The 14,186-nt window shown below is 70.4% G+C and carries 14 protein-coding genes and 1 riboswitch; of the genes, 7 read left to right on the top strand and 7 right to left on the bottom strand.

Going from position 1 to position 14,186, the window contains the following annotated elements; all coding sequences use genetic code 11:
* The first annotated feature begins 31 nt into the window (after positions 1-31).
* Positions 32-1,975: an asparagine synthase (glutamine-hydrolyzing) gene (gene asnB, locus LOK44_RS03270; RefSeq protein WP_237568618.1), complete on the top strand. Its 1,944-nt coding sequence runs from the start codon at positions 32-34 to the stop codon at positions 1,973-1,975.
* A 10-nt stretch (positions 1,976-1,985) separates the two neighbouring features.
* On the opposite strand, the gene LOK44_RS03275 is transcribed toward asnB, so the two are convergent.
* Positions 1,986-2,957 (bottom strand): carbohydrate kinase family protein, encoded by a 972-nt coding sequence (locus LOK44_RS03275; protein WP_237568619.1) that lies wholly within the window; start codon positions 2,955-2,957, stop codon positions 1,986-1,988.
* 106 nt (positions 2,958-3,063) lie between these two features.
* On the opposite strand from LOK44_RS03275, the gene LOK44_RS03280 reads away from it, so the two are divergent.
* A complete protein-coding gene (locus LOK44_RS03280) occupies positions 3,064-3,693 on the top strand; it encodes an Rv0361 family membrane protein (protein WP_237568620.1) in 630 nt (209 codons plus the stop codon).
* 28 nt (positions 3,694-3,721) lie between these two features.
* On the opposite strand, the gene LOK44_RS03285 is transcribed toward LOK44_RS03280, so the two are convergent.
* Both LOK44_RS03285 and LOK44_RS03290 read right to left on the bottom strand, forming a co-directional pair.
* Entirely contained in the window at positions 3,722-4,078 is a 357-nt protein-coding gene (locus LOK44_RS03285) for an iron-sulfur cluster assembly accessory protein (RefSeq protein WP_163916863.1), read from the bottom strand.
* Positions 4,079-4,136: 58 nt separating this feature from the next.
* Positions 4,137-5,219: a glycerate kinase family protein gene (locus LOK44_RS03290; RefSeq protein WP_237568621.1), complete on the bottom strand. Its 1,083-nt coding sequence runs from the start codon at positions 5,217-5,219 to the stop codon at positions 4,137-4,139.
* A gap of 57 nt (positions 5,220-5,276) precedes the next feature.
* Here LOK44_RS03290 and LOK44_RS03295 point away from each other — a divergent pair, with 57 nt between their 5' ends.
* Genes LOK44_RS03295 through LOK44_RS03310 form a run of 4 tightly spaced genes read left to right on the top strand, consistent with a single transcriptional unit; the run spans position 5,277 to position 8,267 of the window.
* Positions 5,277-5,951: a DUF3043 domain-containing protein gene (locus LOK44_RS03295; RefSeq protein WP_237568622.1), complete on the top strand. Its 675-nt coding sequence runs from the start codon at positions 5,277-5,279 to the stop codon at positions 5,949-5,951.
* 5 nt (positions 5,952-5,956) lie between these two features.
* Positions 5,957-6,496, top strand: coding sequence for a bifunctional adenosylcobinamide kinase/adenosylcobinamide-phosphate guanylyltransferase (locus LOK44_RS03300; protein ID WP_237568623.1), 540 nt, complete (start codon positions 5,957-5,959; stop codon positions 6,494-6,496).
* Positions 6,493-7,545 (top strand): nicotinate-nucleotide--dimethylbenzimidazole phosphoribosyltransferase, encoded by a 1,053-nt coding sequence (gene cobT, locus LOK44_RS03305; RefSeq protein ID WP_237568624.1) that lies wholly within the window; start codon positions 6,493-6,495, stop codon positions 7,543-7,545. The genes LOK44_RS03300 and cobT overlap by 4 nt, the downstream gene beginning before the upstream one ends.
* Positions 7,542-8,267: an adenosylcobinamide-GDP ribazoletransferase gene (locus tag LOK44_RS03310; protein WP_237568625.1), complete on the top strand. Its 726-nt coding sequence runs from the start codon at positions 7,542-7,544 to the stop codon at positions 8,265-8,267. Before cobT ends, LOK44_RS03310 begins: the two co-directional genes overlap by 4 nt.
* 4 nt (positions 8,268-8,271) lie before the next feature.
* Here the strand turns inward: LOK44_RS03310 and LOK44_RS03315 are convergent, their stop codons facing one another.
* From LOK44_RS03315 to gcvT, 3 genes are all read right to left on the bottom strand, one after another.
* Entirely contained in the window at positions 8,272-8,589 is a 318-nt protein-coding gene (locus tag LOK44_RS03315) for a DMT family transporter (protein ID WP_237568626.1), read from the bottom strand.
* Positions 8,590-8,600: 11 nt separating this feature from the next.
* A riboswitch (guanidine-III (ykkC-III) riboswitch) is annotated at positions 8,601-8,665 on the bottom strand.
* 4 nt (positions 8,666-8,669) lie between these two features.
* Positions 8,670-9,773, bottom strand: a complete 1,104-nt coding sequence (locus tag LOK44_RS03320) for a branched-chain amino acid aminotransferase (protein WP_237568627.1) — start codon at positions 9,771-9,773, stop codon at positions 8,670-8,672.
* Positions 9,774-9,795: 22 nt separating this feature from the next.
* Entirely contained in the window at positions 9,796-10,893 is a 1,098-nt protein-coding gene (gene gcvT, locus LOK44_RS03325; protein ID WP_237568628.1) for a glycine cleavage system aminomethyltransferase GcvT, read from the bottom strand.
* 32 nt (positions 10,894-10,925) lie between these two features.
* Between gcvT and LOK44_RS03330 the strand changes: the two genes are divergently transcribed.
* The gene (locus LOK44_RS03330; protein WP_237568629.1) at positions 10,926-12,434 is read left to right on the top strand and encodes a leucyl aminopeptidase; all 1,509 of its coding nucleotides are present in this window, start codon (positions 10,926-10,928) and stop codon (positions 12,432-12,434) included.
* On the opposite strand, the gene LOK44_RS03335 is transcribed toward LOK44_RS03330, so the two are convergent.
* Positions 12,435-14,168 (bottom strand): SDR family oxidoreductase, encoded by a 1,734-nt coding sequence (locus LOK44_RS03335; protein WP_237568630.1) that lies wholly within the window; start codon positions 14,166-14,168, stop codon positions 12,435-12,437.
* Positions 14,169-14,186 lie beyond the last annotated feature (18 nt).

A 14,186-nucleotide genomic window follows, 5' to 3' on the forward strand; every position in this document is an offset into this window, starting at 1 on the left:
GAAGCGTTTCGCCATTGGGCATACTGACGCGGTGTGCGGACTCCTGGCCTACCTGACCGACCCGTCCGCCAGCGCCGCAGATGGCCTGGTAGAGGCGGTATCCGGAGCATCTCACCTGATGCGTCACCGCGGTCCGGACGAGCCCGGCACGTGGGCTGACGACACCTCGGCTCCGAGTGTCGTACTCGGCTTCAACCGGTTGTCGATCATCGACATCGCGCACAGTCATCAGCCGCTTCGGTGGGGTCCGCCCGAGGCTCCCGATCGCTACGTCCTGGTGTTCAACGGCGAGATCTACAACTACCTGGAGCTGCGCGAGGAACTCGCCGCCTCCCATGGCGCCCAGTTCGCCACCGACGGTGACGGCGAGGCGATCGTCGCGGCCTACCACCACTGGGGCCCCGCGGCGCTGAACCGGTTGCGGGGCATGTTCGCGTTCACGCTATGGGACACCGTCGCCCAGGAGTTGTTCTGCGCCCGCGATCCGTTCGGGATCAAGCCGCTGTTCATGGCGACGGGCTCCGGCGGCACGGTGCTGGGCAGCGAGAAGAAGAGCCTGCTGGCCCTCGCGGAGGTCGCGGGTCTGGATCTCGGCATCGACGAGCGCGCCGTGCAGCACTACACCGTGCTGCAGTACGTGCCCGAGCCCGAGACGCTGCACCGCGGCGTGCGGCGGCTCGAATCCGGGTCCTACGTCCGCATCCGGCCCGGCGAGGCGCCGGTGGTGACGCGGTACTTCACGCCCCGATTCGCGCCCATCCCGTTCGTCGCCGGCGAAGAGCAGGCCCGGTACGACGAGATCACCGCGGTGCTCGAGGATTCGGTGGCCAAGCACATGCGCGCCGACGTGACGGTCGGTGCGTTCCTGTCGGGCGGCATCGACTCGACGGCCATCGCAGCGCTGGCCATGCGCCACAACCCGCGCTTGATCACGTTCACCACCGGGTTCGAGCGGGAGGGGTTCTCCGAGGTCGACGTGGCGGTGGCCTCGGCCGAGGCGATCGGCGCGCGGCACGTCGCGAAGGTGGTCAGTCAGGCCGAGTTCGTGGCCGCGCTGCCCGAGATCGTCTGGTACCTCGACGAGCCCGTCGCCGATCCGGCGTTGATCCCGTTGTTCTTCATCGCCAGGGAGGCGCGCAAGCACGTCAAGGTGGTGCTGTCGGGCGAGGGCGCCGACGAGTTGTTCGGTGGATACACCATCTATCGGGAGCCGTTGTCCCTCAAGGCGTTCGATTACGTGCCCCGCCCGCTGCGCCGGGGTCTGGGCAAGGCGTCGAGGCCACTGCCCGAGGGCATGCGGGGCAAGAGCCTGCTGCACCGCGGGTCGCTGACGCTCGAGGAGCGGTACTACGGCAACGCGCGCAGCTTCTCCGACGACCAGTTGCGCGCCACGCTGCGCAGGTTCCGTCAGGAGTGGACCCACACCGACGTCACGGGACCGCTCTACGAGGCGTCGGCCGGCTGGGATCCCGTCGCCCGCATGCAGCACGTCGACCTGTTCACCTGGTTGCGTGGCGACATCCTGGTCAAGGCCGACAAGATGACGATGGCCAACTCGCTGGAACTGCGCGTGCCGTTCCTCGATCCGGAGGTGTTCGCGGTCGCCTCACGGCTGCCGTTCGAGCAGAAGATCACCCGCGCCACGACGAAGTACGCGCTGCGCCGCGCGCTGGAACCGGTCGTTCCCGCTCACGTGCTGAACCGGCCGAAGCTCGGCTTCCCGGTGCCCATCCGGCACTGGCTGCGTGCCGGCGAGCTACTCGACTGGTCGTACGCGATGGTGGCCGCGTCGCAGGCCGGTGACCTCGTCGACGTCGCGACCGTGCGCCGCATGCTCGACGAACACCGCAGTGGCGTCAGCGATCACAGCCGCCGGCTGTGGACGGTGCTGATCTTCATGCTGTGGCACGCGATCTTCGTCGAGGGCAGCGTGACCCCGGACATCAAGGAACCGCACTACCCGGTGCAGCTCTAGGTAACCCGAATCAGGCCAGCGCGGCAGCGATTTCGGCGGCGGCCTCGCTGCCGTAGGCGTCGGACAGCCGCTTGACGCCGGAGTCCTTGTCCCAGCTCCACTCCTGCGGGCCCGGTGCCTCGAGGACCAGGGTGGCGACGAGCGAGGCCAGCTGCGCGGCGCGCTCCAGGCTCAGTCCCGCCGTGCGGCCGGTCAGGAAGCCGGCGCGGAAGGCGTCGCCGATGCCGGTCGGGTCGGCCTTGTGCGTCTCGGGCACCACGTCGACGTGGATGAACGTGCCGTTGCCGACGAGGTCGACGCCCTTCTCCCCCAGCGTCGTGACGCGCAGCTCGATCTGGCTCATCACCTCGGCCTCCGACCAGCCGGACTTCTGCAGCAGCAGATCCCACTCGTAGTCGTTGGTGAACAGGTAGGTGGCACCGTCGATGAGCGCGCGGATCTCGTCACCGGACAGCCGGGCGAGCTGCTGGCTGGGGTCGGCGGCGAACGCCAGCCCGAGCGCGCGGCATTCCTCGGTGTGCCGGAACATCGCGTCCGGGTCGTTCGCGCCGACGATCACGAGGTCGGGCTTGCCCGAGGCGGCGACGATGTCCGCGAGCTTGATGTCGCGGGCCTCGCTCATCGCGCCGGGGTAGAACGACGCGATCTGGGCCATGTCCTCGTCGGTGGTGCACACGAAGCGGGCGGTGTAGGCGCTGTCCGATACGAGCACGTGGGCGCAGTCGACGCCGTGGGTGGTGAGCCACTCCCGGTAGTCGTCGAAGTCCTTGCCGACGGCGCCGACGAGTGTCGGCTGGCCGCCGAGGATGCCCATCGCGTACGCCATGTTCCCTGCGACACCGCCGCGGTGCAGGACCAGGTCGTCGACGAGGAAGCTCAGTGACACCTTCTGCAGGTGGTCGGCGAGCAACTGCTCGGAGAACTTCCCCGGGAACGTCATCAAGTGGTCGGTTGCGATCGATCCGGTCACCGCAATGGTCACGGAAGGCACCCCTCGTTTTGATAATGCGTCTGAGTAAGACTACGGAAACCCGCACGAGCATTGCTTTCATGGAGCGGGCAGGTCGGTGCGCTAGCCTAACAACGTCATGGCCGGCCCATTCCCGTACCCCGATTCGTCGTCCCAGCAGCCGATGATGCCGCCCGGCGGCCTCTATCCGCCGCCTCCGCAGGGCTACCCGGGGCAGGTGCCTTCGCCGTATCCCGGGGCGCTGCCGCCGCCGGTCCCGTATCCGAAGCGCAAGCGTCCGCTCAAGTGGATCGGCCTCGCCGTCCTGGCTGTCGCGGTCATCGGCGCGGTGGTGGCGGCCCTCGTGCTCGTCGGCCGCGACGACGGCGCCTCGGACGTCGCGTTGACGCCGGATCGCGCAAGGTCGGCCATCCAGGACTACGTCAACGCCCTCACCGACGGCGACGACGAGACCATTGCGCGCAACGCGTCGTGCGGTCTGTTCGACGACATCAAGGACCGCCAAGCGGACATGGCCCTGGCCAATCTCGCCAGCGACGCGTTCCGCAGGCAGTACGAGAGCGCTGAGGTCTCGTCGATCGACCGGATCGTGACGTGGTCGCCGAATCAGGCCCAGGTGTTGTTCACCATGCAGGTGGAGGCGGCGCGCACGCCGGGTGGCGCGGAGCGTCAGGCGGTCGCGCAGATCCTGACCCAGGGCGACGACGTGCTCGTCTGCTCCTACCTACCAAGAACGGGCCAGTTCTAGGAACTGGCCCGTCTGGTGGTGAATCAGATCAGTTGAACGAGTCGCCGCAGGCGCAGGAGCCCGTGGCGTTCGGGTTGTCGATCGTGAAGCCCTGCTTCTCGATGGTGTCGACGAAGTCGATCACGGCACCCTGGATGTAGGGCGCGCTCATCCGGTCGACAGTCAGGCCGACGCCACCGAACTCGGTGGTCAGGTCGCCGTCGAGCGTGCGGTCGTCGAAGAACAGGTTGTAGCGCAGGCCTGCGCAGCCGCCCGGCTGCACGGCGATGCGCAGCGCGAGGTCGTCGCGACCCTCCTGGTCCAGCAGCGCCTTCGCCTTGGCTGCCGCGGCGTCGGTCAGGGTCGCACCGTGGGTCGTCGTGGCGGTTTCGTTCTGAACAGTCATTGCATCTCCCTGTGCATCGTCATGCGTCAGTCTTCTTCAACGGTACCTCCTCGGACCGCTATTCCCCGCCAGTCGCGTCCCGTTCTGCAGCCGTTGCCCGGGCCAGGCCCTCGAGCTGGTTGGCCGCATCGTCGATGGCCCGCTGCACGGACCCGGCGAAGTCGGTGATCGAGCGCGCACCGCCCACCCCTGCGGCCGCGAGTTCCTCGGCGGACAGCGTGACCTGGCCCGCCAGCACCAGCACCTCGGTCCTGGCGGGGTCGGCCATGCCGGTCAGCGCGCTGACGACCTTGCCGTGCAGTGACTGGTCGTCGAAGCGGCCTTCGCCGGTGATGATGAGGTCGGCGGCGGCCACGTCATCGGCGAGGCCGGTGAAGTCGGCGATCACGGCCGCCCCGGATGCGCGCCTGGCGCCCAGCGCGAGCAGCGCCGCGCCCAGTCCGCCCGCGGCGCCTGCGCCCGCCTCGACGGCCACGTCGCGGCCCGCGACGGCGTTCAGCTCGGTGGCCCAGTCGGCGAGCCGACGTTCGAGGACCGCCACGGTGTCGGGATCGGCGCCCTTCTGGGGTCCGAAGACCGCCGCCGCGCCCATCGGCCCGAGCAGCGGGTGTTCGACGTCGGTGGCGGCGATCAGCTCGATGCCGGCCAGCCGGTCGCGGGCGGTGGACAGCCCGCCGAGCGCGTCGACCAGGCCGCGGCCCCCGTCGGTGCAGCCGCTGCCCCCGAGGCCGACGACGATGCGCGTGGCACCCGCGGTGATCGCGGCATCGACGAGCTGCCCGACTCCCCTGCTGTGCGCGGCGAGCGCGGTCTCGACGGTGGGCGGCCCGCCGAGCAGCGCGAGACCGCAGGCCTGCGCGCACTCGACGTATGCGGTGTCGCTCGCCTCCTCGAAGACCCAGTGTGCGGTGACGTCGTCGCTCAGGGGTCCGCTGACCTGGGCCGTGCGCAGACCGCCGAGCCGACTGGCCAGCACGTCGACGAAGCCGGGTCCGCCGTCGGACTGGGGCGCCGATACGAGCTGATCGGTGGGCCGGGCCGCACCCCAGCCCCGGGCGATGGCGGTGGCGGCCTCGACCGCGGTGAGGCTGTCGCCGAAACAGTCCGGCGCGACCAGGACGCGCAAGGCAGATGACGTCATGCCAGCAGGTTAAGGCTCCCGAACCGGCGGCGCATCGGCTGAAGTAACCTTGCGGACGTGAATCTGTTGGGCCGCAAGAAGGACAACCCTGCGCCGGAGCAGCCGGAACCGGTCGACGCGTCGGCCGCTTCGCAGGTGCCGGGCGACCCCCGCATCACCCCTCCCAAGGGCAAGCCGACGCCGAGGCGCAACGAGGCCAGCCGTCGGCGTGGACCCGTGGCGCCTGCGCCGATGACCTCGGCCGAGGCCAGGAAGCGCCGCAAGGAGATCGGCGGCCCCAAGCTCAGCAAGGAGGAGCGTCGCGCCGAGAAGTCGGCTCGTCGCTCCGCCATGTCCGAGCGCCGCGAGAAGATGATGGCCGGTGACGAGGCCTACCTCCTGCCGCGCGACAAGGGTCCGGTCCGCCGTCTGGCCCGCGACGTCGTCGACGCCCGCCGCAACGTCCTCGGGCTGTTCATGCCCGCGGCCCTCGGCCTGATCTTCGTGATGCTGTCCATTCCGTCGGTCGAGGTCCAGAAGCTGGTGTCCCCGGCGATGCTGGTCCTGGTCGTCATCATGGTCATCGACGGCTTCGTCGTGGGCCGCCGCGTCAACAAGCTGGTCGACGCGAAGTTCCCGGACAACCTCGAAAGTGGTTGGAAGCTCGGTTTCTACGCGGCCAGCCGCGCCTCGCAGATCCGTCGGATGCGGGCGCCGCGCCCCATGGTCAACCGCGGCGACAAGGTCGCCTGACCGCGGTGCGGGTTCTGGTGCTCGGCGGTATCCGTTCGGGCAAGTCGGCATGGGCCGAATCCGACATCGCGACGGCGGCAGGCGAGCAACAGCCGGTTAGCTACGTGGCCACCGGGGCGGTGCGCACCGACGACCCGGATTGGTCGGCCCGGGTGGCCGCACACCAACTGCGCAGGCCCACGACCTGGACCACCGTCGAAACCTGCGACGTCGCAGGGCGGTTGCGTGCCGAACCGGCCATGCCGACACTCGTCGACGACGTGGGTGGGTGGCTGGTCTCGGCGCTCGACCGGCACGAGGCTTGGACGGGTGACACCGGCGCACTCGACGCCGACGTCGACGACCTGGTGGACGCGGTCGGCGGTTTCCGGTCTCCGCTGGCGCTGGTGAGCCCCGAGGTTGGTCTGACCGTGGTGCCTGCCACCGAGTCGGGGCGGCTGTTCACCGACGCCCTCGGCACGCTGAATCAGCGCCTGGCTCAGGCGTGCGAGCGCGTCGTGCTGGTCGTGGCCGGTCAGCCGGTCACCGTGAAGGAACCCGCGTGAGCGCTTCCGCCTCCATCCCGGCTCCGGACGCCGAGGTGGCCGCCGCCGCGCGCGCCCGCCAGGCCACGCTGACCAAGCCCCCGGGCTCGCTCGGCCGACTCGAGGATCTCTCGGTGTGGGTGGCGTCCTGTCAGGGCGTCTGCCCGCCCCGGCAGTTCGAACGCGCGCGGGTCGTCGTGTTCGCGGGCGATCACGGCGTGACCGCCGCGGGCGTCTCGGCGTTCCCGGCCGAGGTCACCGCGCAGATGGTCGCGAACTTCGATGCCGGTGGCGCCGCGATCAACGTGCTGGCCGAGCTGGCGGGTGCCGGCGTGCGGGTGGTGGACGTCGCGGTGGACTCCGACAGCCCGGTGTCGCAGGCGATCGGTGCCCACCGGGTGCGGCGCGGCAGTGGCAACATCGCCGTCGAGGACGCGTTGACGGCCGAGGAGGTCGACGCCGCGATCCAGGCCGGGCGCGACGTGGCCGACGAGGAGGTCGACGGCGGTGCCGATCTGCTGATCGCGGGCGACATGGGCATCGGGAACACCACCCCTGCGACGACGTTGATCGCGGCGCTGACCGACGCCGAACCCGTCGCGGTCGTCGGTCGCGGCACCGGCGTCGACGACGCAGGCTGGGCCCGCAAGACCGCCGCGATCCGCGACGCGCTCTTCCGCGCGCGACCCTCGATGACCGATCCCGTTGCGCTGCTTCGAATCTGCGGCGGTGCCGACCTGGCCGCCATGGCCGGATTCCTCGCTCAGGCAGCCACGCGGCGCACGCCCGTGCTTCTCGACGGCGTCGTGGTGAGCGCGGCTGCATTGGCCGCAGAACGCATGGCTCCCGGCGCGCGGCTGTGGTGGCAGGCAGGGCACCGCTCCACCGAACCCGCGCACACGCTGGCACTGCAGCGACTCGGACTCGAGCCGATCGTGGACCTCGGCATGCGTCTCGGCGAGGGCACCGGCGCCACCATCGCGCTCTCGGTGCTCCGGGCGGCCGTGGGCACGCTGGCATCGATGGCCACGTTCGCCGAGGCCGCCGTGAGCGACCGCGCCGAACCGTGATCTCCTCGCTGGCGTCGGCGCTGACGTTCGCGACGGTGCTGCCGATCCGCTCGAGGGGCCCGTTCGGCAGGGGCGCCCTGACCGCTCTGCCGGTCGCAGGCGTCGCGCTGGGTGCGCTCGCCGCGGGCGTGGTGTGGCTGGCGGGCCAGGCCTTCGGCGCGGGCAGCCCGCTGACCGGCTTCCTCGCGGTGGCGACGCTGCTGCTGGTCACGCGCGGTCTGCACGTGGACGGGCTGTCCGACACGACCGACGGCCTCGGGTGCTACGGACCGCCGGAACGCGCGCTCGCGGTGATGCGCGACGGCACGGCGGGCCCGTTCGGGGTGGCGGCGATCGTGGTCGTCGTCGCGCTGCAGGGGTTCGCGTTCTCGGCGTCCGGGGCTCTCGCCGTCGTGGTGACCGTCACCGCGGGCCGGGTGGCCGTCGTCGTGGCCTGCCGCCGCGGCGTGCCAGCCGCACCGGGCAGCACGCTCGGCGGTGCGGTGGCGGGCACGCAGCCGATCTGGGTGGTGGCCGCGTGGGTTCTCGCGGTGGTGGCGGCCGCCGCATTCACGACCCCCCGACCGTGGCAGGGTCCGCTGGGCGTCGTTCTCGCGCTGGCCGTCGCCGCACTGCTGGTCGCGCACTGCGTCCGGCGGTTCGGCGGCATCACCGGTGACGTCCTCGGCGCGGTCGTCGAGATCACGACGACCGTTGCAGCACTGGGGATGACGATCGGCTGAGCGGTCAGCCGTGCAGCAGCTTGAGCCCGATGACCGAGGCGGTGATGAGCCCGATCAATGCCACCTTGGCCACCGACACGGCTTCGTCACCGCTGATGAACGAGTACGCCGCGGTCAGCACCGCGCCGATGCCCACCCACACCACGTAGCTGGTCGCCACGGGTAGTTCGCGCATGGCGTAGGCCAGCCCGATCATCGACAGCACCACCGCGACGCCGAACACGATCGACGGGACGAGCCGGGTGAAGCCTTCGGACTTCCCGAGCGCTACGGCCCAGCAGGCTTCGAGAACGCCAGATATGAACAACACGAACCACGACACGGTCGACCTCCGACGCGCCGTCTTGTCGCTGGCCGGGTACGGTGCCGCTCGTCCGGTGTCCCGATGGGGACGACCGGATTCTATCCGAGCCGGGTCATCCAGCCGTGGGTGTCGGCGAACTTGCCGCGCTGGATGCCGGTCAACGTGTCGCGCAACGCCATGGTGACCTCACCCGGTTCGCCGTCGGCGATGGTGAAGTCACCGTCGCCGGACTTCACGTGCGACACGGGGGTGATGACGGCCGCGGTACCGCAGGCGAAGACCTCGGTGATCTCGCCGGCCGCAGCCTTCTTCTGCCACTCGTCGACGTCGATCTTGCGCTCCTCGACGGCGAAGCCCGCGTCAGTCGCCAACTGCAGCAACGAATCTCGGGTGATGCCGGGAAGCAGCGATCCGCTGAGTTCGGGCGTTACCAGGCGCGCCGACCCCCCGCTGCCGAACACGAAGAACAGGTTCATGCCACCCATTTCCTCGACGTACCGGCGTTCGATGGCGTCGAGCCACACCACCTGGTCGCAGCCGTGGTCGGTGGCCTCGGCCTGCGCGAGCAGCGATGCCGCGTAGTTGCCGCCGAACTTCGCGGCGCCGGTGCCGCCGGGGCTGGCCCGCACGTACTCGGTGGACAGCCACACCGACACCGGCCGGACGCCGCCCTTGAAGTACGCACCTGCCGGCGAGCCGATGACAAGGTAGCGGTACTGGTTGGCGGGGCGCACGCCCAGTCCCGGCTCGGTGGCGAAGATGAACGGCCGCAGGTAGAGCGACTCCTCGCCGCCGGCCGCGGGCACCCAGTCGCCGTCGACGGCGATCAGCTGCCGCAGCGACTCGAGGAAAACCTCGTCGGGCAGCTCGGGGATCGCGAGCCTGCGCGCGGAGCGGCGCAGCCGCGCGGCATTGGCCTCGGGCCGGAACGACACGATCGAGCCGTCGCTCCAGCGGTAGGCCTTGAGCCCCTCGAAGACCTCCTGGGCGTAGTGCAGCACGACCGCCGACGGGTCCAGTTCGATCGGGCCGTAAGGCAGCACCCTGGCGTCGTGCCAGCGCCCGTCGCTGTAGTCGATCGACACCATGTGGTCGGTGTGGAAGCGGCCGAATCCGGGTTCGCGCAGGATGTCGGCACGTACCTCGTCGCTTGCCGGTGTCGCGTTTCGGGCAAGCGAGAAGTCGAGGTGGCCGTCGGTCATGGACGAATTGTATAACTCGGCGCTAGCGAGTTTTCGCTTCCACGAACGGCGGTGCGACGACCTCGCACTCGAGCGCACGGCCGCGGACGTTCACCGCGACCCGCTGCCCGTCGGTCACTCCCGCTGCGGTGTCGACGAGGGCGAGCGCGATGCCGACTTTGAGTGTCGGAGAGAACGTTCCCGAGGTCGTGACGCCCACTGGAGTGTCACCGTCGAGGACGGTCATGCCCGAGCGCAGCACGCCCCGGCCGACGGCCTTCAGCCCGCGCAGCACGCGTTTGGGGCCCGCCTGCTTCTCGGCCAGCAGGGCGTCGCGGCCCCAGAAGGCGTCCTTCTTCCAGCCGACCGCCCAGCCGCAGCGGGCCTGCACCGGGGAGATGTCCAGCGTCAGTTCGTGGCCGTGCAGCGCGTAGCCCATCTCGGTGCGCAGGGTGTCGCGGGCACCGAGGCCTGCGAGTTCGCCACCCGCCGTGCGCACGCCCTCGACCAGAGCGTCGAACACGACCCCCGCCCGGTCCCACTCGGGCAGCAGCTCGTAGCCGTGCTCGCCGGTGTAGCCGGTTCGGCACACGCGGACTCCGACGCCGTCGTACTCGGCGTCGGCCCACCCCATGTAGTCCATGTCGGTGGGCAGGCCGAGCCCGGCGACCACCTCCGGTGACTTCGGGCCTTGCACGGCGAGCACGGCACGCGAACGGTGCTCGTCGGTGATGGTCAGGTCGGCAGGGGCGGCGGCCTGCAGTGCGGCGACGACGGCGGCGGTGTTGGCCGCGTTGGGCACCAGGAACACCTCGTCGTCGGACACGTAGTAGGCGATCAGGTCGTCGATGACACCGCCGGACTCGTTGCAGCACAACGTGTATTGCGCCTTGCCGGGTCCGATCCGGTTGAGGTCGTTGGTGAACGCCGCGTTGAGGAACTCGACCGCCCCTGGACCCTTGACGAGTGCCTTGCCGAGGTGGCTGACGTCGAACAGGCCGACCGCGGTGCGGGTGGCGTTGTGCTCGGTGACGGTGCCCGCGTAGGACACCGGCATCAGCCAGCCCCCGAACTCGGCGAAACTCGCTCCGAGTTCGCGGTGACGGTCCTCGAGCGGGCCCTGCAGCAGGTTGTCGGTCACCGAACCAGCCTAGCTAGCTAGGGTTGATCCCCGTGAGCACCGCACCCGGATACCAGTCCCCCACCGTCACCGTCGCTGCCAGCCTGCCCAAGCGCGGGGTCGGTTCGGCCGTACTGATCGTCCCCGTGGTCAGCGGTGACGACGACGCCGCCCGCGTCGTGCCCACGCCGTTCCTGGACGCTACGGCCGTCGACGAGATCGAAGCGGCGCTGGCGGCGCTGAGCGCCAAGGGCGGTGCCGATCAGACCACCCGCGTGGTCGCGCCGTCGCTCCCGGTCGCAAGCGTGCTGGCGGTCGGCCTTGGCAAGCCGCGCGACTCCTGGCCAGCCGACGTGATCCGTCGCGCCTCCGGTGTCGCCGCCCGCAGCCTGTCGGGCACGGAGGCGGTGCTGACGACGCTGAGCGAACTCGACACCGAGGCGGCCGTCGAGGGTCTGATCCTTGGTGCCTACCGGTTCACCGAGTTCCGCAGCGGCAAGACCGCTCCCAAGGACCCGGCGCTGGCCCGCATCACGGCGTTGGCCTCGGCCAAGGACGCGAAGGCCAAGGCCGTGCGCGGCACCGACGTGGCGACTGCGGTTGCGACTGCACGCGACTTCGTGAACACCCCGCCGAGCCATCTCTTCCCGGCTGAATTCGCCGACCGGGCGAAGGCGCTGGGCAAGGCGGCGGGCCTCGAGGTCGAGGTGCTCGACGAGAAGGCGCTGGAGAAGGCCGGGTACGGCGGCATCATCGGCGTCGGGAAGGGCTCGTCGCGTCCCCCGCGGCTGGTGCGGCTGATTCACCGCGGCGCCAAGCGGAAGGGCAAGACGGTCGCGCTGGTCGGCAAGGGCATCACGTTCGACACCGGCGGCATCTCGATCAAGCCGGCGCTGAACATGCATCAGATGACCTCGGACATGGGTGGCGCCGCGGCCGTGATCGCGACCGTCGTGCTGGCCGCGAAGCAGAAGGTGGCGGTCGACGTCATCGCGACGGTCCCGATGGCGGAGAACATGCCGTCGTCGACGGCGCAGCGGCCCGGTGACGTGCTGACCCAGTACGGCGGCATCACCGTCGAGGTGCTCAACACCGACGCCGAGGGTCGGCTGATCCTCGCCGACGCGATCGTGCGGGCCTGCGAGGACGACCCCGACTACCTGATCGAGACGTCGACGCTGACCGGCGCGCAGACCGTGGCCCTTGGGTCGCGTACGCCCGGGGTGATGGGCAGCGACGACTTTCGCGACCGGGTCGCGACGCTGAGCCAGGAGGTCGGTGAGAACGGCTGGCCGATGCCGCTGCCCGAGGAGCTGAAGGACGACCTCAAGTCGACGGTGGCGGATCTGGCCAACGTCAGCGGTTCGCGCTTCGCGGGCATGCTGGTCGCCGGGGTGTACCTGCGCGAGTTCGTCGCCGAGGGCGTCGAGTGGGCGCACGTCGACATCGCGGGCCCGGCGTACAACACCGGCGGGCCATGGGGCTACACCGGCAAGGGCGGCACCGGCGTGCCGGTGCGCACGATGTTCGCGGTCATCGAGGACGTTGCCGCTAACGGCTGATCACATGACGCTGCCGCGAGCGGTGCTGCGCAGCGCCTGCGGCGCGATGCGCGACGTGCCGTAGAGCAGGTACGCCTCCGGCGCCACGGGGCGGATCGGCTTGTTCTCGAGCACCGCCGACACGATTGCCTTGGCCACCTTGTCGGGACCGTAGCGGCGCGCGGCGAACATCGCTTCGAGCTGCTTGCGCCGGCCTGCGACCTGACCGGCCTTGGCCGGGGGCGGGTCGAAGCGGGTGGTGTGCACGATGTTGGTGTCGATGACGCCCGGGCACACGGTGGTGAGACCGATTCCCGCCGAGGACAATTCGGCCCGCAGGCAGTCCGAGAACATGTACACCGCGGCCTTGCTGGTGCAGTAGGCGTTCATCGACTGCAGCGGCGCGTAGGCCGCCATCGACGACACGTTGACGACGTGGCCGCCGGTCCCCCGTTCGACGAGCCGGCCTGCGAAGGCGCGGCACCCGTTCACCACGCCCCCGAGGTTGACGTCGAGCACGCGGTCCCACTGGTCGGCGGGGGTGTCGAGGAAGGCACCGGCCTGGCCGATCCCGGCGTTGTTGACCACGACGTCCGGCACCCCGTGCTCGTCGCAGACCCGCGCGGCGAACGCCTCGACGGCCTCGGCGTCGGACACGTCGAGCCGATAGGCGTGCGCCACGCCACCGCGTGCGGCGATCCGCGCGGCAGTATCGGCCGCGGCTTGCTCGTCTATGTCGCTGACGATCAGTTCCGCACCCTCGGCGGCGAAGGCGAGTGCGGTCTCGCGGCCGATGCCGCTGCCCGCCCCGGTCACCGACACCAGCATGTCGCCGAAGTGCTTGCGGTTGCGGCCGACCTGGGCGCGTAGCAGGCCGCGGGCGGGTGCGGCACCGTCGACGTGCTCGGCCAGCTCGGTCACCGCCGTCGCCAGCACCTGGGGATGCGACGTGGGCGCCCAGTGGCCCGCCCGCAGGTCGCGTCGCCACAGCCGGGATGCCCAGCGGTCGGTCTCGTCGTAGACGTAATGCCGCACGAACGGGTCACGGGCGTTGACGATGATCTGCACCGGTACGTCGACGTGATGGTCGGGTCGGGCGTGCGCGAGCGCACGAAAGAAGTTGGCGGGGTACACCTTCATGCTCGCCACCGCGTCGGAGACCGACGCGCCGCCGGGATGGACTCGTTCCATCTGGCCCGTCCGGAACGCGAGGCGGACCAACGTCGGCGCCAGCACGGGGATGGAGAACAGGCCCATGTACGACAGCCGGGTCAACTGGGCGACGGCCTGGGCGAACTTGCGGGGACGGTAGGGGCGCAGCAGGTTGCCGACGACGAAGCGGTTCAGGTGGTCGGTGCTGGGCCCCGACACCGACGTGAACGAGGCGACGCGCTGGCCCGACTCCGGTCGGGCGAGGTACTCCCATACGCCGACCGACCCCCAGTCGTGAGCCAGTACGTGCACCGCGCTGCCCGGTGCGACCGCGTCGAGCACGGCCTCGAAGTCGTCGGCGTAGCGCGCCATCGCGTACGACGCGACCCGCCGCGGGACGTCTGATCGCCCGACGCCGCGGTTGTCGTACGTGATCACCCGGAACCGGTCGGCGAGCAGCGGCACCACGCCGTCCCACAGCACGTGCGAATCCGGCCAGCCGTGCACGAGCACCACGGTCGGGCCGGAGGGGTTGCCTTGGGCGTAGACCGCGATCCGGACGCCGTCCGTGCTCTCGACGAATGTCTCCTGCATGGCCGTCATGTGACCTTCCCGGGGTGG

The organism is Mycolicibacterium lacusdiani (genome assembly GCF_021916785.1).
Taxonomy (GTDB): Bacteria; Actinomycetota; Actinomycetes; order Mycobacteriales; family Mycobacteriaceae; genus Mycobacterium; species Mycobacterium lacusdiani.

Excerpts from the sequence above, each read along its gene's own strand:
- LOK44_RS03335 (WP_237568630.1), bottom strand. The coding sequence starts at position 14,168 with ATGACGGCCATGCAGGAGACATTCGTCGAGAGCACGGACGGCGTCCGG.
- LOK44_RS03290 (WP_237568621.1), bottom strand. The coding sequence starts at position 5,219 with ATGACGTCATCTGCCTTGCGCGTCCTGGTCGCGCCGGACTGTTTCGGC.
- LOK44_RS03280 (WP_237568620.1), top strand. The coding sequence starts at position 3,064 with ATGGCCGGCCCATTCCCGTACCCCGATTCGTCGTCCCAGCAGCCGATG.
- LOK44_RS03285 (WP_163916863.1), bottom strand. The coding sequence starts at position 4,078 with ATGACTGTTCAGAACGAAACCGCCACGACGACCCACGGTGCGACCCTG.
- LOK44_RS03320 (WP_237568627.1), bottom strand. The coding sequence starts at position 9,773 with ATGACCGACGGCCACCTCGACTTCTCGCTTGCCCGAAACGCGACACCG.